The 25705-nt window shown below is 66.2% G+C and carries 26 protein-coding genes; 11 read left to right on the plus strand and 15 right to left on the minus strand.

The window, feature by feature from the left end; genetic code table 11:
• Positions 1-15 precede the first annotated feature (15 nt).
• Entirely contained in the window at positions 16-843 is an 828-nt protein-coding gene (locus AC27VE_RS04185; RefSeq protein WP_488703119.1) for an alpha/beta hydrolase, read from the minus strand.
• A 131-nt stretch (positions 844-974) separates the two neighbouring features.
• Here AC27VE_RS04185 and AC27VE_RS04190 point away from each other — a divergent pair, with 131 nt between their 5' ends.
• The 9 genes from AC27VE_RS04190 (at position 975) to AC27VE_RS04230 (ending at position 10083) form a co-directional block, all read left to right on the plus strand.
• The gene (locus AC27VE_RS04190; protein ID WP_427939679.1) at positions 975-1418 is read left to right on the plus strand and encodes a hypothetical protein; all 444 of its coding nucleotides are present in this window, start codon (positions 975-977) and stop codon (positions 1416-1418) included.
• A 118-nt stretch (positions 1419-1536) separates the two neighbouring features.
• A complete protein-coding gene (locus tag AC27VE_RS04195) occupies positions 1537-2238 on the plus strand; it encodes a glutathione S-transferase N-terminal domain-containing protein (RefSeq protein ID WP_006226146.1) in 702 nt (233 codons plus the stop codon).
• Positions 2239-2454: 216 nt separating this feature from the next.
• Positions 2455-3804, plus strand: a complete 1350-nt coding sequence (locus tag AC27VE_RS04200; RefSeq protein ID WP_488703120.1) for a c-type cytochrome — start codon at positions 2455-2457, stop codon at positions 3802-3804.
• A complete protein-coding gene (locus AC27VE_RS04205; protein WP_488703121.1) occupies positions 3797-4717 on the plus strand; it encodes a c-type cytochrome in 921 nt (306 codons plus the stop codon). The genes AC27VE_RS04200 and AC27VE_RS04205 overlap by 8 nt, the downstream gene beginning before the upstream one ends.
• Positions 4718-4762: 45 nt before the next feature.
• Positions 4763-5689 (plus strand): LysR family transcriptional regulator, encoded by a 927-nt coding sequence (locus AC27VE_RS04210; RefSeq protein WP_427939683.1) that lies wholly within the window; start codon positions 4763-4765, stop codon positions 5687-5689.
• 77 nt (positions 5690-5766) lie between these two features.
• Positions 5767-7173 (plus strand): FAD-dependent tricarballylate dehydrogenase TcuA, encoded by a 1407-nt coding sequence (gene tcuA, locus AC27VE_RS04215; protein ID WP_488703122.1) that lies wholly within the window; start codon positions 5767-5769, stop codon positions 7171-7173.
• On the plus strand, positions 7170-8399 hold the full coding sequence (tcuB, locus tag AC27VE_RS04220) for a tricarballylate utilization 4Fe-4S protein TcuB (protein ID WP_488703123.1): 1230 nt from the start codon (positions 7170-7172) through the stop codon (positions 8397-8399). The genes tcuA and tcuB overlap by 4 nt, the downstream gene beginning before the upstream one ends.
• A 73-nt stretch (positions 8400-8472) precedes the next feature.
• Positions 8473-9450, plus strand: coding sequence for a Bug family tripartite tricarboxylate transporter substrate binding protein (locus tag AC27VE_RS04225; protein WP_488703124.1), 978 nt, complete (start codon positions 8473-8475; stop codon positions 9448-9450).
• Between the two features lie 54 nt (positions 9451-9504).
• Complete coding sequence (locus tag AC27VE_RS04230) at positions 9505-10083, plus strand: hypothetical protein (RefSeq protein WP_488703125.1); 579 nt, start codon at positions 9505-9507, stop codon at positions 10081-10083.
• Positions 10084-10112: 29 nt separating this feature from the next.
• On the opposite strand, the gene AC27VE_RS04235 is transcribed toward AC27VE_RS04230, so the two are convergent.
• The 7 genes from AC27VE_RS04235 to AC27VE_RS04265 form a co-directional block, all read right to left on the minus strand.
• The gene (locus tag AC27VE_RS04235) at positions 10113-10589 is read right to left on the minus strand and encodes a hypothetical protein (protein WP_488703126.1); all 477 of its coding nucleotides are present in this window, start codon (positions 10587-10589) and stop codon (positions 10113-10115) included.
• A 63-nt stretch (positions 10590-10652) separates the two neighbouring features.
• A complete protein-coding gene (locus tag AC27VE_RS04240) occupies positions 10653-11375 on the minus strand; it encodes a hypothetical protein (RefSeq protein ID WP_488703127.1) in 723 nt (240 codons plus the stop codon).
• Positions 11376-11509: 134 nt separating this feature from the next.
• Positions 11510-12922: an aminotransferase-like domain-containing protein gene (locus AC27VE_RS04245; protein WP_006226155.1), complete on the minus strand. Its 1413-nt coding sequence runs from the start codon at positions 12920-12922 to the stop codon at positions 11510-11512.
• A 132-nt stretch (positions 12923-13054) separates the two neighbouring features.
• Positions 13055-13198: a DUF2474 domain-containing protein gene (locus AC27VE_RS04250; protein ID WP_280029867.1), complete on the minus strand. Its 144-nt coding sequence runs from the start codon at positions 13196-13198 to the stop codon at positions 13055-13057.
• A gap of 8 nt (positions 13199-13206) precedes the next feature.
• The gene (gene cydB / locus AC27VE_RS04255; protein WP_006226157.1) at positions 13207-14214 is read right to left on the minus strand and encodes a cytochrome d ubiquinol oxidase subunit II; all 1008 of its coding nucleotides are present in this window, start codon (positions 14212-14214) and stop codon (positions 13207-13209) included.
• A 4-nt stretch (positions 14215-14218) separates the two neighbouring features.
• Positions 14219-15655, minus strand: a complete 1437-nt coding sequence (locus AC27VE_RS04260; RefSeq protein WP_088590698.1) for a cytochrome ubiquinol oxidase subunit I — start codon at positions 15653-15655, stop codon at positions 14219-14221.
• Between the two features lie 300 nt (positions 15656-15955).
• A complete protein-coding gene (locus AC27VE_RS04265) occupies positions 15956-16651 on the minus strand; it encodes an alpha/beta hydrolase (protein ID WP_006226159.1) in 696 nt (231 codons plus the stop codon).
• Between the two features lie 212 nt (positions 16652-16863).
• On the opposite strand from AC27VE_RS04265, the gene AC27VE_RS04270 reads away from it, so the two are divergent.
• Entirely contained in the window at positions 16864-17538 is a 675-nt protein-coding gene (locus AC27VE_RS04270; RefSeq protein WP_488703128.1) for a GntR family transcriptional regulator, read from the plus strand.
• A 17-nt stretch (positions 17539-17555) separates the two neighbouring features.
• Here the strand turns inward: AC27VE_RS04270 and AC27VE_RS04275 are convergent, their stop codons facing one another.
• Together AC27VE_RS04275 and AC27VE_RS04280 are read right to left on the minus strand one after the other, a co-directional pair.
• On the minus strand, positions 17556-18437 hold the full coding sequence (locus tag AC27VE_RS04275; RefSeq protein ID WP_427957309.1) for an EamA family transporter: 882 nt from the start codon (positions 18435-18437) through the stop codon (positions 17556-17558).
• Between the two features lie 20 nt (positions 18438-18457).
• Entirely contained in the window at positions 18458-19075 is a 618-nt protein-coding gene (locus AC27VE_RS04280; protein ID WP_488703129.1) for a nitroreductase family protein, read from the minus strand.
• Between the two features lie 141 nt (positions 19076-19216).
• Here AC27VE_RS04280 and AC27VE_RS04285 point away from each other — a divergent pair, with 141 nt between their 5' ends.
• On the plus strand, positions 19217-20113 hold the full coding sequence (locus AC27VE_RS04285) for a LysR family transcriptional regulator (RefSeq protein ID WP_488703130.1): 897 nt from the start codon (positions 19217-19219) through the stop codon (positions 20111-20113).
• A 21-nt stretch (positions 20114-20134) separates the two neighbouring features.
• Here AC27VE_RS04285 and phbB read toward each other — a convergent pair whose 3' ends face one another.
• The 5 genes from phbB to AC27VE_RS04310 form a co-directional block, all read right to left on the minus strand.
• Entirely contained in the window at positions 20135-20878 is a 744-nt protein-coding gene (phbB, locus tag AC27VE_RS04290; protein ID WP_427957305.1) for an acetoacetyl-CoA reductase, read from the minus strand.
• Entirely contained in the window at positions 20868-21338 is a 471-nt protein-coding gene (locus AC27VE_RS04295) for a hypothetical protein (protein ID WP_006226164.1), read from the minus strand. The genes phbB and AC27VE_RS04295 overlap by 11 nt, the downstream gene beginning before the upstream one ends.
• A 40-nt stretch (positions 21339-21378) precedes the next feature.
• Entirely contained in the window at positions 21379-22503 is a 1125-nt protein-coding gene (locus tag AC27VE_RS04300) for an ABC transporter permease (RefSeq protein ID WP_427957470.1), read from the minus strand.
• On the minus strand, positions 22504-25242 hold the full coding sequence (rbbA, locus tag AC27VE_RS04305) for a ribosome-associated ATPase/putative transporter RbbA (RefSeq protein WP_488703131.1): 2739 nt from the start codon (positions 25240-25242) through the stop codon (positions 22504-22506).
• A partial coding sequence (locus AC27VE_RS04310) for an HlyD family secretion protein (protein WP_488703132.1) occupies positions 25242-25705 on the minus strand: 464 nt, incomplete at its 5' end. The genes rbbA and AC27VE_RS04310, both read right to left, overlap by 1 nt.

Below are 25705 nucleotides of genomic sequence, written 5' to 3' on the forward strand. Positions count from 1 at the left end.
CGAATCCAGGCGCCGCTATCGACGCAGCTGTGCCTCGATGAACGCGTGGATCGCGCGTGTCTCGTCGTTGTCGGCGCCCACGTCGGCGTTGATCTGGGCGTGGTTGCGCGCAATGCCCACCAGTTCCGCTTGGCCGCCGTGCGCTTTCAGTAGGTCGGCATAGCGCTGCGATCGGCGGCAGGGATCGGGGCGCAGCGTCGAACACACGAAAAGGGTAGGCGGCTGCTGGCCGCGCAGTTGCGCGGCGGGCGACGCTGCCGCCCATTGCGCGGGATCGGCGCCAAAGGCCTCGTCGTAGAAGGGGGCATGCGGGCGGGGCATGACGTCCAGCAGGTCGAACCCCGCGCCGTCGAGCACGACGCTGGCCAGCCAGGGCCGCGCGCCGGTGCGTTGCCGCATGGGCTCATCGGCGGCCAGCAGCGCCAGCAAGTGGCCGCCGGAGGAATGCCCCATAACGATGAGCCGGTCCGGGTCGGCGCCCCAGGTGTGGGCGCGTTGGCCGATCCATGCCAATGCGCGGCCCAGGTCTTCGGCCTGCGCTTCGGGGCGTGTCTGCGGCATTAATCGCGTGTTGACCGACACGATGACATAGCCTTGCGGCAGCCAGTAGGCCAACTTGTTCTGGACGACCTCGGGCGCGGCCTTGTCGCCGTTCTTCCACGAACCGCCATGGACGACGACGAGCACCGGGGCGCCGCCGGGGGCGGGAGTTTCGGGCAGATAGACGTCGGCGATCTGGGCGGTATCCGGCCCGTAGCGCTGGTCCATCAGCGGGGCGGCCGATGCCGGCCCCAGCAGGGCGGCGGTCAGGAGCAAGGCTGGCAGCAGGCGGGGCGCAAGCATGGACGTCCGGGGCAGGAGAGGGGGCTGCTTACTGTAGCGCGGGACGGGCGCACGTGGCGTGGGCTGCGCCCGGGGCCGGCCTGTGGCATGCTGCGGCCGATCTTCAACCCGCGCGACGACGCCTTTCCGCAATGCGAACCCTCCTGCTACGTGTGTGTGACCTGCTGCTGCTGGCCGCCGCCGCGGCGTCTTTTGGCGCCTGCCTGACCTCGATCCTGACGACCGACGCCTACGGCTGGGTGGTCCCCGACGCCCCATACGTGTACGGGCCGCGCGACTTCTACGCTGACGCCGTCATGGCAGGCCTGGCCGGGCTGATCGCACTGATGCTGGCCGAACGCTTCCAGGCGGTGCGCCGGTCGCTGGCCGGGCGGCTGGCGGCGACCCTGGCCGCCGCGCTCATCGCCCTCTACCTGGCGCCGCCCGCGCCCGTGGTGTTTGGCAATACCTGGGCGCCGGGCGAGGCGACGCGCGAGCTGTTCCTGGCGCAGTGGCACCTGGTGCTGCCCCTCGCACTGGCCGTGGTGGCGTTCAGGGCGGTATTTTGGCGGTTGTGCGCCCGGCGCGCGGGCTAGGACAGCTTGCATTCAGCCCGGTCGACAACCCGGGAATGTCGCGGAATTTCCCGTATTTGCGCTAGGATTACCGCGCAAATTCCCGCTGCAGTTTCCGCTCCCCTGGAGAACCCCTCGCATGACCTCCCTTGATTCGTTTGCCATCACCAAGAAGTGGCCCGCCGCGCATCCCGACCGCATCCAGCTGTATTCGCTGCCCACGCCCAACGGCGTGAAGGTGTCGATCCTGCTGGAAGAGTTGGGTCTGCCCTACGAGCCGCACCGCGTCAGTTTCGATACGCAGGACCAGTTTTCGCCTGAATTCCTGTCGCTCAGCCCGAACAACAAGATTCCGGCCATCCTGGATCCCAATGGCCCGGACGGCAAGCCGCTGGCGCTGTTCGAATCCGGCGCCATCCTGGTCTATCTGGCCAGCAAGACGGGCCAGTTCATCCCGGCGGATACGGCGGGGCGCTACGAAACGCTGCAGTGGGTCATGTTCCAGATGGGCGGCATCGGCCCCATGTTCGGCCAGCTGGGCTTCTTCCATCGGTTCGCCGGCAAGGAATACGAAGACAAGCGTCCGCGCGACCGCTATGTAGCCGAATCCAAGCGCCTCTTGGCCGTGCTGGACCAGCGCCTGGAAGGCCGCGACTGGGTCATGGGCGATGAATACACCATTGCCGACATCGCCATCCTGCCCTGGGTGCGCAACCTTGTCGGCTTCTACGAGGCCGGCGACCTGGTCGGGTTCTCGCAGTTCAAGAACGTGGCCCGCGTGCTGGAAGCCTTTGTGGCGCGTCCGGCCGTGGTGAAGGGCCTGACGATTCCGGCTGCCTGACGGCATGTGGATGGCTGCGGCCGCCTGATGCGGCGGCCGCAGCATGGCCCTTTCCGGGCCGCCTGATGCGGGTTTGCGAGAGATCAAACAAGCCCGCAGAAGTTATGCTTTTCGGTCATAAGCTTATTACTGAAAGGCGTAAGCTTCCTCCATAAGCTGGACAGGCCGTACGAACTCCCCGACGTGCACGCTGCCCAGCGGATACGGAGGGTAGTAATGAGGAAATTCGGGATCAAGGCGGTGGCCGGCCTGCTGGTGGCCGCGGGCCTGGCAATCGGCGGCGCGCAGCTGCTGACCGCGAATCGCAAGGTGGACACGGCCGCATCGGTCGACATCCAGGACCGGCGGCTGATCGAGGCCGGCGCCTACATCGCGCGCACGGGCGATTGCGTGGCCTGTCACAGCGTGCCAGGCGGCAAGCCCTTCGCGGGCGGCCTGGCGATGCAGACGCCCGTAGGCACGATCTATTCGTCGAACATCTCGCCTGACAAGCAGTCGGGCATCGGCAACTACGATTACGCTGATTTCAAGAACGCGGTGCAGTTTGGCATCCGCAAGGACGGCACGCCCCTGTACCCGGCCATGCCGTACCCGTCGTACGCCATCATGCCGGATGCGGACATCCAGGCGCTGTATGCGTACTTCATGTCGCAGGTCGAACCCGTCAGCCAGCCCAGCGCCGATTCCACGATCCCCTGGCCGCTGAACATGCGCTGGCCCATGGCCTGGTGGCAACTGCTGTTCGCCGGCAAGCGCGACTTCGCGGCACCGGCCGGCGCCGATGAAAAGCTGGTGCGCGGCGCCTACCTGGTGGAAGGCCCCGGCCACTGCGGCGCCTGCCATACCCCGCGCGGCCTGGCCTATCAGGAAAAGGCGCTGTCGCTGGCCGACGGCGACGCCTTCCTGTCGGGCGCCGTCATCGACGGCTGGCGCGCCAAGAGCCTGCGCGGCGAAGCGCAAGGCCTGCAATCGTGGAGCGCAGAAGAAATCGTGATGTTTCTGAAGACGGGTCGCACCGACAAGGTCGCCGCGTTTGGCGCGATGGCCGATGTGGTCGAGCACAGCACGCGCTACTTCACGGACGGCGACCTGGCCAGCATCGCGGCCTATCTGAAGCAGTTGCCTCCGGTCGCGGGCAAGCTTGCGGCGTTCCCGCCCAAGGCCGACACCACCACCGCGGCCTTGCGCGACGGCCGCTACGATTCGCGCGGCGCGGTCATCTACATGGAGCAATGTGTGGTCTGCCATCGGGCGGACGGGCAGGGCATGCCGCGCATTTTCCCCGCGCTGGCGGGCAATTCGGCGGTGTACGCGCAGAACCCGCAGTCCATCATCCAGATCACGCTGGAAGGCGGCAAGATGCCGGCTAACGAGACGGACGCGATGGCGTTCGCGATGCCCGGCTTCAGGCACTTGAGCAACCAGGACGTCACCGACGTCATCAATTTCATCCGCACGGCATGGACGAACCAGGCGCCGCCGATCGCCGACAACGATGTCGCGCATATCCGCGATTTCCTGGCCAGCAAGAAGCCCAACATCGTCGCCGGAGGCAAGCATGAGTAAGCACACCCGAATCGCCACGCTGTTGGCGCTTGCCGTCGCCGCCGGCGGTTGGATGGCCGCAAGCGCGGCGCCCGATACGCCGGCGCCGGGCGCGCAGGCCGGCGCCCGCAACACGTACGCGGTGATCGACAAGGACGGCAAACGACTGCCCGACTACACGATCCCGTCGGATACGCAGATCGCGGGCGAACCCAACGCGGACCAGATCAACCACGGCAAGCGCCTCTTGAACGAAACCCGCCGCCTGCTGCCGCAGAACACGGGCGCCAGCATGAACTGCAACAGCTGCCACGTGCAGGAGGGCAAGAAGCCGATGGGGGCGCCGTACATCAATACGGTCAACACCTTCCCGCAGTTCAACCCGCGCGCGAACCGCGTGGTGTCGCTGGAAGACCGCATCAACGGCTGCTTCATGCGGTCGATGAACGGCAAGCCGCTAGAGAAGGATTCTGCCGAAATGAAGGCGATGATTGCCTACATGAAGTGGCTGGCCCAAGACGTGCCGCATGGCGCAAAGGTGCAGATCGAAAACGCCTGGCCGATCGATACCAAGCTTGTGCCTGATCCGGTGCGGGGCAAGGGCCTGTATGCGGCGCAATGCGCGTCCTGCCACGGCGCCAATGGCGAAGGCAAGAAGGACCGCGCGGGCGACATCGTGTTTCCGCCGTTGTGGGGCGACGAATCGTTCAACATCGGGGCCGGTCTCGCGCGCACGTACAAGGCGGCGGCATTCATTCGCAACAGCATGCCGATGGGCGTGAACACGCACGGCAACTGGGGCGAGGGCGACGTGCTGTCCGACCAGGACGCCGTGGACGTGGCCGAATACTTCACCCACATGCCGCGTCCGGACTTCGCCGGCAAGGAGAAGGATTTCCCCAACGGCAAGAAACCCAAGGACTCGCGCTACTGAGCTTCTACAATCGGCCCTGTCATTCTTCCAGGAACCAGGGTCGCCATGGAACTGCGCCAGTTGCGTTACTTCGTCCGCGTCGTAGAGGCGGGCAGCATCGGCCGGGCGGCCATGTCCCTGGGCATGGTCACCTCGGCCCTCAGCCAGCAGATCAGCCGGCTGGAAGGTGAACTCTCGACCCGGCTGCTGCAGCGCAGCGCCAGTGGCGTCGTGCCGACGGACGCGGGACTGGCGTTTTTCCGCCAGGCCCAGCTGGCCCTGCGCCACGCCGACGATGCGGTGACGGCCGCCCAGCAGGCGCGGCTGGCCGGGCACGTCAGCGTCGGCCTGCCATCCACCACGGCGGCCATTCTGGGCGCGCCGTTCCTGCAAGCCATGAACGAGCGCTATCCCGACATCCGCCTGCATCTGGTCGAGGCGCTGTCGGGACACCTTGCCGACATGCTCAACGGCCGCTTGCTGGACCTGGCCATCGTGTTTCACGCCGAGTCCGCGCGGCGCTGGAGCATCATGCCGCTCCTGGACGAACCGCTGTACCTCTGCGCCCGGCGCGACATGCCGGGCGTGCCCGACGGCGACACGACGCGGCTGGACGCCATTGCGCATCTGCCGCTGGTGCTGCCCAGCGGCCGGCACGGCTTGCGCGCGCTGGTCAACAACGCGTTCCAGCAAATGGGGCAGACGCCGCGCGTGGTGGCTGAAGTCGATGGCCTGTCGTTGCTGATGGACGTGGTGCAGCTGGGCAACGCCGCCACGATCCAGCCCAGTTCGGCCACGGCCCGCATTGCGCCCGGCCAGCTGCACATGGCGCGCATTGAAGATGCCCACCTGTTCCGCCCCAATCTGCTGGCCAGCCTGTCCGACGACGAGCTGTCACCTGCCGGTTTGGCTGCGCGCCTGGTGCTGGCGGATGTGTCGCGCACGCTGGCGCGCGACGGCAAGTGGGCGGTGGTGGCCCTTCACGAATCGTGAACACCCATTGACGCCCGGCTGATATCGCAACCGCCACCCGCTGGGTACAGTCGGTCCCTTGATTCGGGGACGATGGCATGGTGGACGTCTTGGTGGTGGGAGGGGGCAATGCGGCGCTGTGCGCGGCCCTGATGGCGCGCGAGGCCGGCGCAAGCGTGATGCTGCTGGAAGCGGCGCCGCGTGAATGGCGTGGCGGCAATTCGCAGCACACGCGCAATTTGCGCTGCATGCACGACGCGCCGCAGGACGTGCTGACCGACGCCTATCCCGAAGAGGAATACTGGCAGGACCTGTTGAAGGTCACTGGCGGGCTGACCAATGAGCATCTGGCGCGCCTGGTCATCCGCGAATCGGCTACCTGCCGCGACTGGATGCGCCGGCATGGCGTGAACTTCCAGCCGCCGTTGTCGGGCGCGCTGCACGTGGCGCGCACCAATGCTTTCTTCATGGGCGGCGGCAAGGCGCTGGTGAATGCCTATTACCGCAGCGCCGAGGCGCTGGGCGTGCAGATCCGCTACAACGCCCCGGTCGACGCCCTGGAGCTTGAAGACGGCCGCTTCAAGGCGGCGCGCATCGGCGACGAACGCATCGAGGCGCGCGCCTGTGTGCTGGCCGCGGGCGGCTTCGAGTCCAACCGGAAATGGCTGCGTGAAGCGTGGGGCCAGAACGAGCGCGGCGAATGGCCGGCCGACAATTTCCTGATCCGCGGCACGCGCTTCAACATGGGCGTGCTGTTGAAATTCATGCTGGACGCGGGCGCCGACAGCATCGGCGACCCATCCCAATCGCACTGCGTGGCGATCGATGCGCGTGCGCCGCTGTACGACGGCGGCATCTGTACCCGCATCGATTGCGTGTCGCTGGGCGTGGTGGTGAACCGCGACGCCGTGCGCTTCTACGACGAAGGCGAGGACTTCTGGCCCAAGCGCTACGCCATCTGGGGCAGGCTGACCGCCATGCAGCCCGGCCAGATTGCCTATTCCATCATCGACGCCAAGGCCATCGGCCGTTTCATGCCGCCGGTGTTTCCGGGCGTGCAGGCCGATACGCTGCCCGAACTGGCTGAAAAACTGGGCCTGGACCCCGCCACGTTCGCGCAGACCCTGGGCGATTACAACGCGTCCTGTCGGGTCGGCACGTTCGACCACACCGCGCTGGACGATTGCCATACCGAGGGCGTCACGCCCGCCAAGACGCACTGGGCGCGGCCAATCGACACCGCGCCGTTCTACGGCTACGCGCTGCGCCCGGGCATCACGTTTACCTATCTGGGCCTGAAGGTGGATGACACCGCCGCGGTGCGGTTCAACGACGTGCCCAGCGACAACCTGTTCGTGGCCGGCGAAATGATGGCCGGCAACGTGCTGGGCAAGGGCTACACGGCCGGGGTGGGCATGTCCATCGGCACGGCGTTTGGCCGCATTGCCGGCACCCGGGCTGCCGCCGCCGCGCGCGCCCAGACCCTTGCGAAGAGCACCCCATGAAGCAGCTTGAAGCCCTGGCCCGCGAGGCGCAGTCTTTTTCCACCCCGCATGCCGAGGCCGCGCCTGCCATGACCGAGCAGCCGGTGCGCTGGCTGGGCAAGCACGCAAAGCCTCAAGCGGAATTGCTGACCGCCGACGAAACCGAAGTCGCCCGCGTCATGCAGATCTGCAACGCCTGCCGCTATTGCGAAGGCTTCTGTGCGGTGTTCCCGGCCATGACCCGCCGCCTGGAATTCGGCAAGGCCGACCTGAACTATCTGGCCAACCTGTGCCACAACTGCGGCGCCTGTCTGCACGCCTGCCAGTACGCGCCGCCGCATGAATTCGCGGTGAACGTGCCGCAGGCCATGGCCCGAGTGCGGGTGCAGACCTATACCGACTACGCCTGGCCCGGCGCGCTGGGCGCGCTGTACAAGCGCAATGGCCTGGCCTTGTCCTTGGCCACGGCAGGCGGCCTGGCGTTGTTCCTGGTGTTGGCGGTGCTGATGGCGGGCGGCCTGTTCCACGCGCCAATGGCCGGCAACTTCTATGCTGTGTTCCCGCACAACACGCTGGCGCTGATGTTCGGCGTGGTGTTCGGCTTTTCGATGCTGGCGCTGGGCGTGGGGGTCACGCGCTTCTGGCGCAACGTCAGCCCGGGTGCTGCGTCCGGCGCCGCGGTGGCGGAGGCGGCGCACGACGCGCTGCGCCTGCGCTATCTGGATGGCGGGCACGGCAAGGGCTGCAACAACGCGGACGACGCCTTCACCCTGTGGCGCCGACGCTTCCACCACTTCACGTTCTACGGCTTCATGCTGTGCTTCGCGGCCACCTGCGTGGCGACGCTCTATCACTACCTGCTGGGCCAGCAGGCGCCGTATCCCTTGCTGAGCGCGCCGGTGCTGTTGGGCACGGCGGGCGGCATCGGCCTGTTGATCGGGCCGGCGGGGCTGCTCTGGCTGAACGTCAAACGGCATCCGGAACAAGGCGACGCGGCGCAAAAACCGATGGACCGCGGTTTCATCATGCTGCTGTTCCTGACCAGCGCCACGGGCCTGGCGCTGCTTGCGGGACGCGACGGCAGTGCGATGGCCTTGCTGCTGGCGATACACCTGGGCGTGGTGATGGCGCTGTTCCTGACGCTGCCCTACGGCAAGTTCGCGCACGGCATCTACCGGTCTGCCGCGCTGCTCAAGTGGTCCATTGAAAAGCGCCAGCCCAACAAGCTGCAACTGGGGTCCGATTGACCGGACCCGTCCCGCGCGGGCATGACGGCGTCCTTTGAAGGCGCCGCATTCAACAACAACCCAGGAGACTTCCATGTTCCGTACCCGACTGCTGGCGCGCGTTGCGCTGGCCGCCTGTCTGTCGCCGGCATTGCCGGCGGCGCACGCGCAATCCTTTCCCACCAAACCCATCACGCTCGTGGTGCCGCATTCGGCCGGTGGCACGTCCGACATCCTGGCAAGAACGGTCGCGGCCGAAGCGGCCAAGACGCTGGGCCAGACCATCGTCATCGACAACAAGGGCGGGGCCAACGGCACCATCGCCGCCAAGCAGGTGGCCTCCTCGGCGCCGGATGGCTACACCCTGCTGCTGGCTACCGCCAGCACGCACGGCATCAATCCGTCGCTGTACTCGCGCATCTCTTACGATGCGGTGAAGGACTTCAAACCCGTCACGCTCTTGGCGACCGTGCCAAACGTGCTGGTTATCGGCCCCAACGTCAAGGCCGCCAATGTGCAGGAGCTGATCGCGTACATCCGCTCGCAGGGCGACAAGACCAACATGGGATCGGCGGGCGCCGGCACCCCGGGCCATCTGGCCGGCGAGATGTTCAAGAGCGCGGCCAAGCTGCAATTCACGCACGTGCCGTACAAGGGCGGCAGCCCGGCCATCACTGACCTGATCGGCGGTCAGATCGATTTCATGTTCACCACCATACCCGGCGTGTTGCCGCACGTGAAGGCGGGCACCTTGCGCGCGCTGGCCGTGACCTCGCCCCAGCGTTCGCCGGCGATGCCCGACGTGCCGACGATGGCGGAATCCGGCCTGCCCGGTTTCCAGGCGGTGTCGTGGCACGGCATCGTCGCGCCGGCCGGCACGCCGGACGCGGTGGTGGCCACGCTGAATGCGGCGCTGGGCGGCGCCTTGGCCGCGCCTGCCGTCAAGCAGCGCCTGATGGAGGAGGGCGCGCAGGCGTCCAGCGTGAACACCACTGCATTCGGCACGTTCATCCAGTCTGAAATCGCCGCGTGGGCGCAAGCCGTCAAGGACTCGGGCGCGACGGCGAACTGAGGGCAGGCAGGCGCCTGCGCGGCCTGCGCACGACCGCATGCTAGGATTCCCGGCATGCTGACGACCTTGCTGTTTTCACTGCTGGCGGCCGCCCCGGGGGGCGGCGCCACGTTCGACCTGGCCTGCCACTACGCCCAGAAAGATGCCGGCGGAATGATCGAATCCGCCGAGCATTGCGCCCGCGTAGAGGGCGATGAACTGGTGTTCCAGTCCGAGATCCTGCGCGTGATGGATTTCAACGCCGATGGCTTGTCGCCGGTGTTTGCGCACCGTTCCTGGCATTGGGTACGGCCCGACGGCAAGTCGGTGCCGGTGCTGACCTACGACAACTTCGCGGACGATTTCGAGGCCGGCCTGACGCGCGGGCCTTGGTCTGGCGGCATGGCCTACTACGACACCGATCTGAACCGCGTGCTGACCACGCCGTTTGAATGGGTTGACCGCTTCAGCGGCGGCCTGGCCGTCGTGTGTGAAGGCTGCCGCAAGTCCTTCACGCCAGACGGCGAACACAGCTTCATGTCGGGCGGCGAGTGGGGCGCGATCGACCGTCAGGGCCGGCTTGTCCTGCCGCTGCGGCCAGACGCGGCATCCCTGTTGCGCGAGGTCGAGGCGGCGCGTGCTGCTGCCCGATGACCTCGCTGCCGGCAGGCGTGCTTGCCGCGTTACCGCGCCTGATACGCATCGCACAGCGCCAGATACTCGTCGCCGTTGATCTCCAGCGCCATCGCTGAAATCAGCACGCGCTTCCTGTCCGGCAATGAGGTCTTCAGCTGGATCTGCTTGGCGGTCGGAATGCCCACGTAGTTCTGGTTGACGTAGGTGTTCTCGTTGATGGCGTGCCAGGGGATGACGGTGCCGTCCGTCAGCTTGAGGCCGCCGCGCGTGAAGGTAATGACGGGCGTGGCAGGGCCGAACGCACGCTTGAGGCATTTGACCACCAGCCAGATGGCGATCGCGGTGATGGCGCCGAAGAAGGCCATCGCGCCGGTGTTGCCGCGTGCGTTCAATGTCAGGGCGCCGAAGGCCGCGGTGGCCAGGGTCCAGACGACGGCGCCGGCGATCAGGCGGTTGCGCGAGAAGTACACCGGACGATCGGCGAGCGTCTGGGATTGCTGGGCGGTAGAGCTGTAGATTTCCATGACTGGGGCTGCACAAAGAGGGGAAGGGGGCGTGGGCGCGAGGCGCCGGGAGATGGGTGTCGCTCAGGCTCCGGGCAGGTACTGGCGCAGGCAGGCCAGCATGACCGGTTCATTGACGATCTTGGAGCGGTCGATCTTGTGGGTCTTGCCGCGCGCGACGATGATCAGGGTCTCGTCGGTCTCCATGCCTTCGCTGTCTGATTGCGTGCGGATGGAATCGATGGCGGCCCACGGGATCATGTGTCCTTTGTAGGTCAGGCCCGACGCATTCATGGACAGCGGGCCGAAGCCGACCGTGTCTTGGGCCTGTAGCCGGCGCAGCGTGGTGGCCTCCAGATTGCCGCCGACCGATTCTTCCAGCTGGTCGGCAAGCGCATAGCCGTCTTCCCAGATGGTCAGGCGGATGCGCACGCGTTCACCGTCTCGCAGGGTCAGCACCAGATGGTCGCGATTGTGTTGATGCCGGATCGATGCCACATCGGTATAGGCCAGCGTGCGGGGGCCGATGTGCAGGGCGTGGCTGTCCAGCGTCAGTTCGGTAGGCGCGCGCCACCAGGCGACCAGATCCGACCCGCGCCAGAGCAGATAGCCGACGGTCGGCAAAGTCAGGAAGAACACCAGCCACATCGCGCGATAGCGCAGCATTTCGATCAGCAGGCTGCGCGGCAGCAGCCAGATGTCCAACGTGGCCAGCAACTGGGCGCTGAACAGGTAAAGCAGGGCGAATGCGCCGGCGTAGCAGCCCAACGCATAACGCGGCAGAACACGGGGAAATGAGGCGGTCATAGGCATGGGGCCGCGACGCGGCACCGCAGGAAAATGAAAGGCCTCGAACTCTAAAGGATGGCTGCGGCAGCCCCGGTGTCGATCTGTATCAAGAATCGGAATTTCATGTCTTGAACGTGTTAATCACTTGCCCATCACGCACTGCCCAGCAGTTTGCCGAGTGTCGCCATTCCTTGTTCCAGGTCCACGCTCCACGGGTGGCCGTGATTTAAGCGCAGGAAATTGCCGAACGCGCCCGACGACGAGAACAGGGGCCCCGGCGCGATGCTGATGCCATGGTCCAGCGCGGCGCGGTGCACCTTCAGCGTGTCGATATGGGCGGGCAGTTCCACCCACACGAAGTAGCCGCCCGCCGGCCGGGTCGCGCGCGTGCCTTTGGGAAAGTAGCGCGCCACGGCTTGCAGCAGTTCGCCCTGCTGCAAGGCCAGCGTCTGCCGGAATTGCCGCAGGTGGCGGTCGAAGCCGCCTTTTTCCAGATAGGCCGCGATGGCGGCCTGGGTCGGCGCGGCGGTGGCCAGGCTGGTGGTCAGCTTGTTGCGCATGATCTTGCGCGTGTAGCGCCCGGCCGCCACCCAGCCTACGCGATAGCCCGGCGCCAGCGTCTTCGAAAAAGACGAGCAGTGCATCACGATGCCTTCCTTGTCGAACGCCTTGGCCGGGCGCGGCCGCGTTTCGCCGAAGTAGAGTTCGCCGTAGACGTCGTCTTCGATCAGCGCCACGCCGTGCTTGGTCAACAGCTTGACCAGCGCTTCCTTCTTGCTGTCGGGCATCAGGCTGCCCAACGGATTCTGGAACGTCGTCATCAGCCAGCAGGCGCGCGGGCGGTGCTGCAGGATGGCCTGCTCCAGCGCTTGCAGGTCGATGCCTTCGCGCGGATGCGTCGCCACTTCGATGGCATGCAGTTGATTGCGTTCCAGCGATTGCAGCGCGGCATAGAACGTGGGGGATTCCACGATCACCGCGTCGCCTGGGTTCGTGACTGCGGCAAGGCTCAGGTTCAGCGCGTCCAGCGCGCCGTTGGTGATGATGATGTCGTCCACCGGCACGGACACGCCGTCGGCCAGGTAGCGCAGCGCGATCGCGCGGCGCAGCGCCGGATCGCCGGGGCTGAGGTCATCGATCGAGCCCCACGGATCCAGCCGCTGTACGGTGGACGCCATGAACTTGGCCAGTCGGCCGTAGGGCAGCAGCGACGGGCTGGGAAAGGCCGAGCCGAAGGGGATCATGTCGCGGCGCAAGGTGGCGTTCAGCACCTGCAGCACGTTGTCGCTGACGTCCACGGGGTGGCGGCCCGCGCTGGCGGTCGACAGCGCCTCGGGTTCGGGCAGGGCGCCATGCGGGTCGCGCAGGACGTAGTAGCCGGAACGGTCGCGCGCGCGAATCAGCCCGCGCGCTTCCAGCAGGTAATAGGCCTTGAACACCGTAGACGGGCTGACCCCGCGGCTGGTGCTGGTCTGCCGCACCGAGGGCAAGCGGTCACCCACTTGCAGCAGGCCCGATCGGATCGAGGCGGTGATGTCTTCTGTCAGCCGTTCATAGCGCTTCATGGCAGGTCCTATTTACGCGGTTCAGATAGCATGCGCAGCGTGGGGGCCCTTTTTTCCGCCGGGCCGCCCCAAGGTAAAAAGCGCCCCCTCGGGGGGCAGCAAGCACGCGCAGCGTGTGCAGCGTGGGGGCATTCACAGCGACATACCGACGGCGCGCATCACGAGGCGCAGCGCGTAGGCGGTCACGCCCAGCGCGGCGACGCTGCCTGCCCAGATCAGCGCCAGCCACAACAGACGGCTGCGCCACGACGGCAGCGGGTGAGAGGGGCGGTTCATCGCATTCATCAGTGGAACTCCTCGCCGGTGCGGACCTTGCCGCGGAAGACGTAGTACGACCAAGCGGTGTACATCAGGATAATGGGAATGATCAGCAAGGCTCCCACCAATGCGAAGCCCAGGCTTTGCGGTGGCGCAGCTGCGGTCCAGATAGACACGTCGGGCGGGATGATCGCCGGCCAGATGCTGATGCCCAGGCCGCTGTAGGCCAGGAACACCAGGCACAGCGACAGCATGAAGGGCCCCGCGGCGGGCATGCCACGCACGCGCCGGATCAGGTCGAAACCGGCGGCCGCCACCAGCACGGGCACCGGGAAGAACCAGAACATGTTGGGCAGGCTGAACCAGCGCTGCGCAATCTGCGGCTGCGCCAGCGGCGTCCAGATGCTGAGCACGGCGATGACGGCCAGCAGCGCCAGCGTCAGCGGCCGGGCGATGTCGCACATGTGGCGGTGCAACCGGCCTTCGGTCTTCATGATCAGCCAGGTGCAGCCCAGCAGCGCATAACCCGCCAGCAACCCCAGGCCCGTGAAGATCGAGAACGGGCTGATCCAGTCCCATGCGCCGCCTTGATAGGCGCGGTCGACAACCGGGATGCCTTCGATGTAGGCGCCCAGCGTCACGCCCTGGAAGAAAGTGGCGCACACCGAGCCGAACACGAAGGCGCGGTCCCAAAGCGGGCGATGGTGCTCGTCGGCCTTGAAGCGGAATTCGAACGCCACGCCGCGGAAGATCAGGCCCAGCAGCATGAAGACCAGCGGCAGGTGCAACGCGCTGAGGATGACGGAGTACGCAAGCGGAAACGCCGCCATCAGGCCCGCGCCGCCCAGCACCAGCCAGGTCTCGTTGCCGTCCCAGACGGGCGCCACGGTGTTGACCATGACGTCGCGTTCATCGCGGTCGCGGATCAGCGGAAAGAGGATGCCGATGCCCAGATCGAAGCCATCCATCACCACATACATCATCACGCCGAACAGGATGATGACGGCCCATATCAGTGCAAGATCGATGCCCATGGCCTCAGACTCCTGAATGCTTGCGTTGCGCGGGCTCGGTGCCCGCCAAGGTGGACGCGGCGGACAGCGGGCGCGACGGCTGGCGCGGTTCGCCCGGTCCGCCGGACAGCGGGGCGTGGCCCGGTGCGGGGCTGGGGCCCATGCGGATCAGGCGCAGCATGTACGACACGCCGGCGCCGAACACCAGCAGATAGACCACCACGAACAGGGCAAGCGTCAGGGTCAGTTCACCCAACCCGTGGGGCGTGGCCGCATCCGCCGTGCGCATCACGCCATAGACGATCCAGGGCTGGCGGCCGATCTCGGTGACGTACCAGCCAGCCAGCATCGCGATGATGCCCGACGGCCCCATCCACAGCGCAAACCGCTGCAGCGCGCGCGACTCATACAAGCGGCCGCGCCACCGGGTCCACAGCGCCCAGCCGGCCAGCAGGATCATCAGCGTGCCCAGCCCGGCCATGATGCGAAACGACCAGAACACCACGGTCGCGTTGGGCCGGTCTTCGGGCGGGTACGACTTCAGCCCGGGGAACTGGCCGTCCCAGCTATGCGTGAGGATCAGGCTGCCCAGGCGCGGCACGTTCAGCGCAAAGCGCGTTTCTTCGCGCTCCATGTCGGGAATGCCGAAGAGCGTCAGCGGCACGCCCGCGCCCGGCTCGTTTTCCCAATGGCCTTCGATGGCGGCGATCTTGGCGGGTTGATGCTTGAGGGTGTTCAAGCCATGGATGTCGCCCACCACGGCTTGCAGCGGCGCAACCAGCAGCAGCATGCCCATCGCCATCGCAAACATCTTCTTCACGGCCGGGCTGCGGTCGCCGCGCAGCAGGTGCCAGGCGCCGGAGGCCCCGACCATCAGCGCGGTGGCCAGGAAAGCGGCGATGCCCATGTGCGCCAGGCGGTACGGGAACGAGGGGTTGAAGATCACAGCCAGCCAATCGGTGGGCACCACGCGGCCGTCCAGGATCTCGTAGCCGGCGGGCGTCTGCATCCAGCTGTTGGACGCCAGGATCCAGGTGGCCGACACCAGCGTGCCCAGCGCCACCATGACGGTCGAGAAAAAGTGCAGGCCCGGGCCCACGCGCGACCAGCCGAACAGCATGACGCCCAGGAAACCGGCTTCCAGGAAGAAGGCGGTCAGCACTTCATAGGCCAGCAGCGGTCCGGTGACGCTGCCGGCGAAATCGGAGAAGAAGCTCCAGTTCGTGCCGAACTGATAGGCCATCACCAGGCCGGACACGACACCCATGCCGAAGTTGACGGCGAAGATCTTGGTCCAAAAATGGTAGAGGTCGCGATAGACGGTTTTCTGCGTCCGCAGCCACAGGCCTTCCAGGACGGCCAGATAGCTGGCCAGGCCGATGGTGATGGCGGGGAAAACGATGTGAAAAGAAATGGTGAAGCCGAACTGTATTCGGGCAAGCAATAGCGCGTCGCTATCCATAGCGGTCTTCCTGACTTCGTCGCCGGCGCGAGGGTTCCGTCACAAGACGGCAGGCGCAGACGGGTGTTGAACCTGCACCACGAAGTTAGGATATGTGCGCTGATTGGTACAGATTCAGAATCTGAGAAAAAAAGCGGATCAGTTAGGGCGAATCCACGCAATAGCTTGCTCCTTCATAGGGAAAAGGCTGGCAGCTCAGTTTTTTTGGATTCGTCGACGTTACAAAAAAGACAGTACAGATAGCGGGGTGCGTCCCCTGATCCGCTCAGGCAGGGAAGGCAAGCCTTCCCTGCCGAGGGCTTAGCTTGCGCAGGCCTGTGCGGCTTCGTCGATCAAGCCGGCGACTTCCGCCGCGCGCGACGCCAGCGAGGCATGGCTGGCATCCAGCGTGATCACCTTGCGGGCTTGCATCCGGTTGGCCATCCGCGTCTGGTTTTCGGGGGCGATCATGCGGTCCTGGCTGGATATCTGGTACCACGACGGCTTGTTGCGCCAAGCGGGCGTCGCGACGGTGTCGCCGAAGGTGCTTGCCAGCGGCGCCTTCTGAGTAATGCCCATGACCAGCCCTTCGTCGGCGGGCAAGTCCTGGCAGAAGCTCTCGTGGAACTTGTCTGCCCGGACCCACAGGTAGCCGTCGCTATCGGGGGCCAGATGGGGAGCGGCGGCGGGCAGGTGTTCCTGCGTGATGCCGCCGGGGCTTTCACCGGCATCCGGGGCGAATGCGGCGATATAGACCAGGCCCGCGACGTTGGGCTGGTTGCCGGCGACGCTGATCACGGCGCCGCCATAGGAGTGGCCCACCAGCAGGACGGGCCCCTTCTGCTGCGCGATCATCTTGCGAGTGCGTTCGGCGTCATCCGCCAGAGAGGTCAATGGCATGTCGACGGCGTGCAGGTCCTGATAGCCCTTGCGCGACAGTTCCAGGATGACGCGGGCCCAATGGGCCGCACCGCCCCAGAAGCCGTGGACCAGGATGATGCTGGGTTTGCTGCTCATGATGTGTCTCCAGTGGGGCAAGAGCAACGATCATGCCCGGGAAGCGCGCGCCGCATCATCAAATTTCGCTATCGCGGCGCGCGCTTGCGAATGCCGGCAGGCGCGGCAATCGCCCACCTTGCCCGCTGGGCTACGATGGGGGCCCGCCCGTCGGAGCCACCCCCACATTTGGCGCAGGCCGTCGTCCTTCGCCGCAGAGACACCCGATCGTCATGAGCATTACCCAGAAGAAGGGCTCGTCCAATCCAGCCCAGGCTTTGCCGCACCGGATCCGCGATCAGCTGCGTTTCGATATCTTGACCGGCGCCTTGCCTGCGGGCACGCCGCTCAAGCAAGATGAACTGGCCGCCCGTTTCCAGGCCAGCCGCATCCCGGTGCGCGAGGCGCTGCGCCAACTGGAAACGGAAGGCCTGGTGGCGTATCCCCTGAACCGCGGCGCGGTCGTCATCCGCATGGACGTGGATCAGATCTGCGAGTTGCTGGACATCCGGATCGCGCTGGAAGGCTATGCGGTGCGCGCCGCCGTGCCGAACATGGCGCGGGCCGACCTGGAAGCCTTGGAAGCCCTGCTACGCGCCTACGACGAAGCGGATTCCGTGCCGGATCGGGTCGACGCGATTCGCCGTTTCCACCTGGCTCTGTGCGCCCCGGCGAATAACACGCGCCTGCGCCGGTTGATCGAGGAGTACGGCCTGAACACTGCCCGCTACACCTACGAGGTGATGTCGCAAGCGGCGGGCATGGACAGCCCGCAGGCGGATCACCACCGCATCCTGGAGGCCTGCCGCAAGCAGGACGGCGAGTTGGCGGCAAGCCTGGTTCAAGCGCACATTCTTGAGACGAAGAAGAATCTCGTCGCCATGCACCGCATGCGGCAAGAAAACTGACGTCCGAGCGCTGCGGGTCAAGGCGTCTGCCGCGCGGCGAGCGGGGCGGCCGGAAGCCGCTGGGCGCGCTGGCTTAGCCACACGCTGGCCACCACAATCGCCATGCCGGCCAATTGTGCGGCGGAGAGGCTTTGGCCCAGGACGCCCCAGCCCAGCAGCACTGCCGAAATCGGGCTGAGAAAGCCCAGTGATGACACCACCGCAGGTTCCAGCTTTGCGACGCCGCGGAACCACAGCACATAGGTCAGCGCCGCGCCGATCAGCCCCAGATAGGCCAGGCCCGTCACGTTCAGGGCGGTAAGCGGAGGCAAGGCGGGTTCGGCAATCAGCGCCACGGGTAGCAGCAGGATGCCGCCGGCGGTCAATTGCCACGAGGTGAAGGTCAGCGCGGACACGGGCGGCTGCCAGCGTCGGCTAAGCACGGTGCCCAGCGCCATGGATGCGGCGCTGGCCAAGCCGGCGGCAATGCCCACCGGATCCAGCGCGGCCTTGGGCGTCAGCACCAGCAGCGCCACGCCGGCCAGGCCGCTTAGCGCCGCCACGACGGACAGGCTGCGGATCGGCGAGCCCAGCAACGTGCGGGCCAGCAGGATCACCACCAGCGGCTGGATTGCGCCCAAGGTCGCAGCCACACCGCCAGGCAGGCGGTATGCAGCAACGAACAGCAGCGCCCAGAACACCGAGAAATTCAGCGCACCCAGGATGAACGCGCGCAGCCACCAGATGCCTTGCGGCAACTGGCGCACGGCCAGCAGCAGCAGGATGCCGGCCGGCAGCGCACGCAGCATGGCGACGGTCAGCGGATAGTCCGCGGGCAGCATCAAGGTGGTGACGACGTAGGTGCTGCCCCAGATGGCGGGCGCCAGGGCGGTCAGCAGAAGATCGGAACTGCGGCTCATGATGGTCGCTCCCGTTTGGCTCAGGCCAGCTCAAGCACGTCGGATACCGGGCGCCGCGGCTTCTGCGGCCAATTGGCCGGGGTGGCGTAACCCATGGCGACCAGCATGACCGGCACTTCGTCGGCCCGCAAGCCGAACGCGCCGGCCACGCCTACGGGGTCGAACCCGGTCATCGGGCTGGCGGACAGCCCTTGCGCCTGGCCTGCCAGCATCAGGGTGGACGCGCCGAAGGTGGCGCTGCGCACGGCTTCGTCTCTCTGGGTTTGCGGGGCATCGGTGTAGAGCTGGCTGGCGGCGGCCTCCCAGGCAGGGATCATCCCGGCGGGCATGAAGCCGGCCGCGACAGACGGCTGCAGGCGATCGGCCGTCCAGGCGGCCTGGGGCAGCACGCCCACCACGATGAAAGTCACTGCCGCGTCGGTGACTTTGGGCTGGTTCCAGGCCAATTCACGCAAGCGGCGCTTGCCGGCGTCGCTGCGCACGGCGATGAAGCGCCAGTTCTGCAGGTTGAAGGCGGTGGGTGCCCGCGTTGCCCAGGAAATCAGCGTGTGGATCTGCTCGTCTTCCAGCCCGCGGGCCGGATCGAAGAAGTTGGCGGAATTGCGGGCGGCGATGGCGTCGGTCAGCGGGTGGCTCATGATCTGGGTCGTCCAATGGGTAGGGGGTGTTGCCGGCGGCATCTACGCATTGCCGGATCCATGCCCACAGGCTAATTGAATCGCCGCTATACGATAATATCCATTCCATTCGCAATATCATTCACTGTAGGTGAATAATCAATGGATCATCTGACGGCGTTGAAGGTCTTCAGGCAGGTCGTGGAGCAGGGCGGGTTCGCGTCGGCGTCGCGCCAACTGGGCTTGTCGCCTGCCGCCGTCAGCAAGAACATCGCCGAGCTTGAACGCCACGTCGCCGCGCGGTTGCTGAACCGCACGACCCGCCGCATGAGCCTGACCGAAGCCGGCACACGCTATTACGAGCAGGTCGCCCGCATCCTGGATGATCTGCAAGAGGCCGAACAGTCGCTGGGCCCCATGCAACGCGAACCCGCCGGACTCTTGCGCGTAAGCGCACCCATGTCGCTGAGCCTGCTTCGCATCTGTCCCGCCGTTCCCGCGTTCCTGGAACGCTATCCGCAGGTGTCGCTGGACCTGAACCTGGAAGACCGCCGCGTCGACATCGTGAAGGAAGGTTTTGATCTGGCGATCCGCGGCACCGACCGGCTGGAAGACTCCAGCCTGGTGGCCCGAAAGCTGATGACGCTGGATCACGTACTGTGCGGGGCGCCGTCCTACTTCCGGCGCGTGGGCGTGCCGGCGTCGCCCGAGGCCGTGCGGGGCATGGAGCGCGTGCAGTTCACGTTGTCGGGCCATGCCGATGAGTGGGTCTTCACGCGCGCGGGGCAGACGCAACGCGTGCCCGTGCATGGGCGGTACAAGGTCAGTTCCAGCCTGGCGGTGCGCGATGCGTTGCGGGCGGGCTTTGGCGTCAGCCTCGTGCCGCGCGTGTACGTGCAGGAAGATCTGGACCGCGGCGCGCTGCAAGCCGTGCTGCCCGATTGGCTACCGGTCGAGACCTACGTCTATGCCGTCTATCCGTCGCGCCGCCACATGGTGGCGAAGGTGCGCGCGTTTGTGGATTTCCTGGTGGAAGAATTGGGCGCGCGCCAGCCCTGACCGCCGCGCGCCCGCCAGGCGTCAATACATGTGCTGGCCGCCGTTCATGGCCACATTGCTACCCGTCATGAAGCCCGCCAGGTCGCTGCAGATGAACGCGACCAGTGCCGCGACTTCCTCGGGCTGGCCCAATCGGCCCACGGGGATCTGCGGCAATATCTTTTCCTTCAACACCTCCTCGGGTACCGCCTGCACCATGCGCGTGTCCAGATAACCGGGTGACACGGTGTTGACCGTGACGCCCTTGCTGGCCAGCTCCAGCGCCAGCGATTTGGTGAAGCCGTGTATCCCGGCTTTCGATGCGGCGTAGTTGGTCTGTCCGAACGCGCCTTTACTGCCGTTCACGGATGAGATGTTCACGATGCGGCCCCATCCGCGGTCCGCCATGCCGCCGCACAATGGCTGCGTCATGTTGAACATCGAATCCAGGTTGCTGTGCATCACTTCGGACCAGTTTTCGAAGCTCATCTTGCGCAGCCGGGCGTCACGGGTGATGCCGGCGTTGTTGACCAGGATGTCGATCTGGCGGCCGTCGCGTTCCAGCCGCCGCATCAGCGCCTGGCACGAGGCGTAGTCGCCCACGTCCACCTGATAGATGGCGAAGCGCCGTCCTTTGGCCGCTTCTTCGTCGACCCAGGCGCGCGTGGCGTCTTCGCTGGCGTGGTAGGTGACGATGACGTCGTGTCCGGCCTCGGAAAGCGCCAGGGCGATGGCCCGCCCCAGGCCGCCGCCGCCGGTGACCAGCGCTGTGCGCTTAGCCGTCATGGCGCCCACCCGGCTGGCTGGCGTCGCGCATGGCCGAGCAAGCCGCGGCCATCTGGTTCGACATCGTGGACCACATCTGCGTCAGGGGCGACGTGCCGGCGGCCATGCCGGCGCCGGTGGCGCTCTTGAACCAGCCGCTCATGGCTTCGCCCAGACCGGCCGCCAGCGCGGCCTGCTCTTCCAGCGCGGCATGGGTGATGGCCTGGCTGGCTTCCAGCTGGCATTGCCATTGCTTGCGCGTGATCTCGCCCAGGGCCGGGGCGATCTGTTGCCAATCTCCGCCTTGCTTCAGCGGGCCGAGGGTGTCCAGGTACCGGGCGGCGTTGTCGTCGGCCAACCGGCGGCCAAGTTCCATCCAGCGTTGCTGGCTTTCTTGCGCAAGCTGGGCCAGCCGTTGGCAGTAGGCGGCATTGGCGCCGGCGATGCCTTGGGTCGTGGGGGCAGTAGTCTTCTTCATCATCCGTCCTTTTAAGAAAGTGGTAAGGGGTAACGAATCAGCCTCAAGCCATCTGGCTCAAGGTCTTGCGAAAACGCGCCAGAGAAAACGCGAACAGGACTGTGCCGATCAGCGCCAGCGCCAGGAATGGCTGCCACACGACGCTTAAGCCCGCGCCGCGGTAGAGGATTGCCTGGCCGAGTTCCACGAAGTGCGTGGTGGGGGCGGCCAGCATGATGTGCTGCACAAAGTCCGGCATGCTTTCACGCGGCGTGGTGCCGCCGGACAGCATTTGAAGCGGCAACAGGACCAGTACCAGCAGCATGCCGAATTGCGGCATGCTGCGCGCCAGCGTGGCCATGAAGATGCCCATGGAGGTAGTCGCGAAGAGGTGCAGCGCCGCTCCCGCCAGGAACAGCGCCACGGACCCTTCGATCGGCACGTGTAACAGGCCACGCACGATGAAAGTCAACGATAGCCCAGCGGAGGCCAGTACGACCAGCCCCATCGACCATACCTTCGCCACCATGATTTCGGTGGGGGTGACCGGCATCACCAGCAGGTGCTCGATGGTGCCGTGTTCGCGTTCGCGAATGAGCGCGGCGCCGGTCAGGATGATGGACAGCATGGTGACGTTGTTGATGATTTCCATCATCGCGCCAAACCACGCCTGCGTCAGGTTAGGGTTAAAGCGCATGCGCACGGCCAGCTCCACCGGCAGTTCGGTGGGGGCGCGGTAGCGTTTGACGAATTCGTTGATCTCGTCGGTGACGATCTGCTGGATGTAGCTGCTGCCGGTGAACGCCTGGCTCATGCGGGTGGCGTCCACGTTCAGCTGGATTTCCGCCGGACGGCCGGCCAGCACGTCGCGTTGGAAGTTCGGGGGGATGTTCACCGAGAATGTGTACTTGCCCGCATCCATGCCGGCATCGGCCTGGGCCGCGGTGATGAATGCGGGGGGCGTGAAGTGCGGCGGATAGAAGGCCGACGCGATGCGCGCGGATAGCGGGGAGGCGTCCTCGTCCACCACGGCAATGGGCGCGTTGTGCAGGGTTTCGGGCATCGCCGTGGCCGCCGTATAGATCATCAGCGTGAACGACACGGCGATCAGGATCAGCATCATCGGGTCGCGCGCGAGGCTCCACAGCTCCTTGACGCCCAGACGGAAGATATTGGCCAAGTGTCTCATTCATGCCTCCTGTTTCTTCAGCAGGAGCACCGACGCGCCCAGGATGATCGGGATGGCGGCCAACAGCGGCCAGAACGACCCTTGCAGCGCCGTGAAATCCAGCGCCTTGCTGAACACGCCGCGGCTGATCGTCAGCATGTGCGTGGCGGGGTAGATCTGCCCGATCAACCGTCCGCCGCCTTCCAGCGACGACACCGGATTAAGCAGGCCGGCGAACTGCACGGCCGGCACCAGCGTGCCGATCATGGTGAAGAACAGCGCCGCGATCTGGCTGCGCGTGAACGTCGAGGCCAAGAGACCGATGGCGGTGGCCACCACGTTGTAGATCAGCGCGGCCGCCAGCAAGGTCGCGAAGCTGCCGGTGATGGGGACGCCGAACAGCGTGACCGCCAGCAAGGTCATCAGCAGGAAATTCAGCATCGCCAGCGCCACGTAGGGCGCCTGCTTGCCCAGGAGGAATTCCAGGCGCGTGACCGGCGTGACGTACAGGTTGATGATGGATCCCAGTTCCTTTTCGCGCACGACGGCCAGGGCGGTCAGCATCGCGGGCATCATGAGCAGCAGCAGCGGAATCACCGCCGGCACCATCGCCGGCAGGCTGCGCACGTCGGGGTTGTAGCGGAACCGCGTTTCGATGCTGACTGGCTGCGGGGCGTTGGCCCCCAGCCGTTCGCGCGCCTGCTGCATCAGCCAGCCCTGATGCATGCCCAGCACATAACCGCGGATGGTTTCGGCGCGCTGTGGCATGGCGCCGTCAATCCAGACGCCGATCTGCGCCGGCTTGCCGCGCGCCACATCTCGGGCGAAACCCTGCGGGATCTCGATCGCCAGCGACAGCTCGCCGCTGCGCATGCGCGCATCCATGTCCTGGTAGTCCTTGATGGGGGGCTGCTCGATGAAGTAGCGGGAGCCGGACAGGTTCAGGCTGTAGTTCTGGCTAAGCGTGGTCTGGTCGCGGTCTATGACGGCGTAGCGCAGGTCTTCCACGTCCAGGCTGATGCCGTATCCCATCACGAACATCAGCAGCAGGGAACCCACCAGGGCCAGCGTGGCGCGCACCGGGTCGCGCCGCAGCTCCAGCGATTCGCGCCACATGTAGCTCAGGGCGCGCTGGAAGCTGAAGCCGCGATGCGGCGCCGGGGCGGGCGCGTCGGCGGGCGCGGCATCGGCCGCTTCGGCCCCGTCTTCGGGCTGCGTGCCGGCGCCGGCGTCGATCAGATACGCGATGAACGCCTCTTCCAGCGTCTTCGCACCGCGCAGCCGCGTGATTTCGGCGGGCGATGCGCTGACCAGCACCTTGCCCGCATGCATCAATGACATCCGGTCGCAGCGCTGCGCCTCGTTCATGAAGTGCGTCGAGATGAAGATGGTGACCTGGTCCTGCCTGGCCAGTGCAATCAGCAAGCGCCAGAAATTGTCGCGCGCAACCGGGTCCACGCCCGAGGTGGGTTCGTCCAGGATCAGCAGTTCGGGTTTATGCACCATAGCCACCGCCAACGACAGACGCTGGCGCACGCCCATCGGCAGGCTCTCGGGCAAGCTGTCCAACGCGTCGGCAAGGTCAAAGCGCGCCACCATCTCGTCCACGCGGCCGGCAATCTCGGCTTCCGGCACATGGAACAGGCGCGCGTGCAGCACCAGGTTCTGCCGCACGGTCAGCTCGCCATACAGCGAGAAGGCCTGCGACATGTAGCCGACGCGACGGCGCGTGTCGATGTTCTTCGGGTCGACTTCCTGGCCGAACAGCCATGCCTGGCCTTCGCTGGCGGGCAACAGGCCCGTCAGCATTTTCATCGTCGTGGATTTGCCGCAGCCGTTGGATCCCAGGAAGCCGAAGATCTCGCCGCGACGGATGCGAAAGTTCACGTGGTCCACGGCCACGAAGTCGCCGAAGCGCATGGTCAAGTCGCGGGCTTCGATGGCGATTTCGGCCTGGTCGTCGATGGCCAGCGGCACGATTTCCACCGGCTTGTGGCCGCGGCGCTTGGCCTCGGGCAGCAGCGCGATGAAGGCGGCTTCCAAGCCGTCTGCGCCGGTGCGCTCGGTCAGCGCTACCGGGGTGCCGGTGGCCAGTACCCGGCCCTCGTCCATGGCGATCAGCCAGTCGAAGCGCTGCGCCTCGTCCATGTAGGCGGTGGCGACGATCACGCTCATGCCCGGGCGTTCGCCCCGTATCTCGTTGATTAGGTCCCAGAATTGCGCGCGCGCCAGCGGATCCACGCCGGTCGTCGGTTCGTCCAGGATCAGCAGGTCGGGATCATGGATCAGCGCGCAGCACAGGCCCAGCTTCTGCTTCATGCCCCCCGACAGCTTGCCGGCTGGGCGCGACAGGAATGCAGACATGCCGGTGCTGCGCGTCAGGCTGTCGATGCGCCGCCGCCGTTCGGCCTCATCATGGCCGAAGAGGCGGCCGAAGAATTGCAGGTTCTCTTCCACCGAAAGGGTGGGGTACAGGTTCTTGCCCAGGCCCTGCGGCATGTAGGCGATGCGCGGGCAGACCGCGTCGCGGTGGCGGCTGCTGGCCATGTCGCCGCCCAGCACGTCGATGCGCCCTTCCTGCACGGCGCGGGCGCCCGCCACCAGCGCCAGCAGGCTGGACTTGCCCACGCCGTCGGGGCCGATCAGGCCCACCATGCGACCGGCCGGGATGTCCAGCGTGATGCCGTCCAGGGCCACGGTCTTGCCGTAGCGCAGGCTGACGCCTGCCAGCTTGACGACGGGAGGGGCGGACGTGTCCATCAGGGCACGCGGACTTCAAGGTTGGCGGGCCATGCCGCGTCGGCGTCCAGCTTCAGCCAGGCCACGCCCGGCAGGCCGGTCTTGACCTGCTTCAGATGCTGCGCAAGCAAGTCCGGGCTGATCTGCGCCTTGACGCGGAACATCAGCTTCTGGCGTTCACTGGCGGTCTCTACTGTTTTAGGCGTGAACTGCGCGGTGCTGGCCACGAACGACACCTTGGCCGGAATGACGTATTGCGGGGCGGCGTCCAGAATGATGCGCACGTCCTGGCCAAGCGCTACGCGTCCGGCCGCCTGCTCGGGCAGGAAGAAGGTCATGTATACGTCGGACAGGTCCACCATGTTCAGCACTTTTCCGCCGGCGCCCAGCACTTCGCCCGGTTGCGCGACGCGGTATTGCACGCGGCCGTCGCGCGGGGCGCGCAGTTCGCTGTCCGCGATATCGGCGTCGATGCGCGCGATGG

The sequence above is a fragment of the Achromobacter sp. 18P8.1.1 genome (assembly GCF_057799415.1).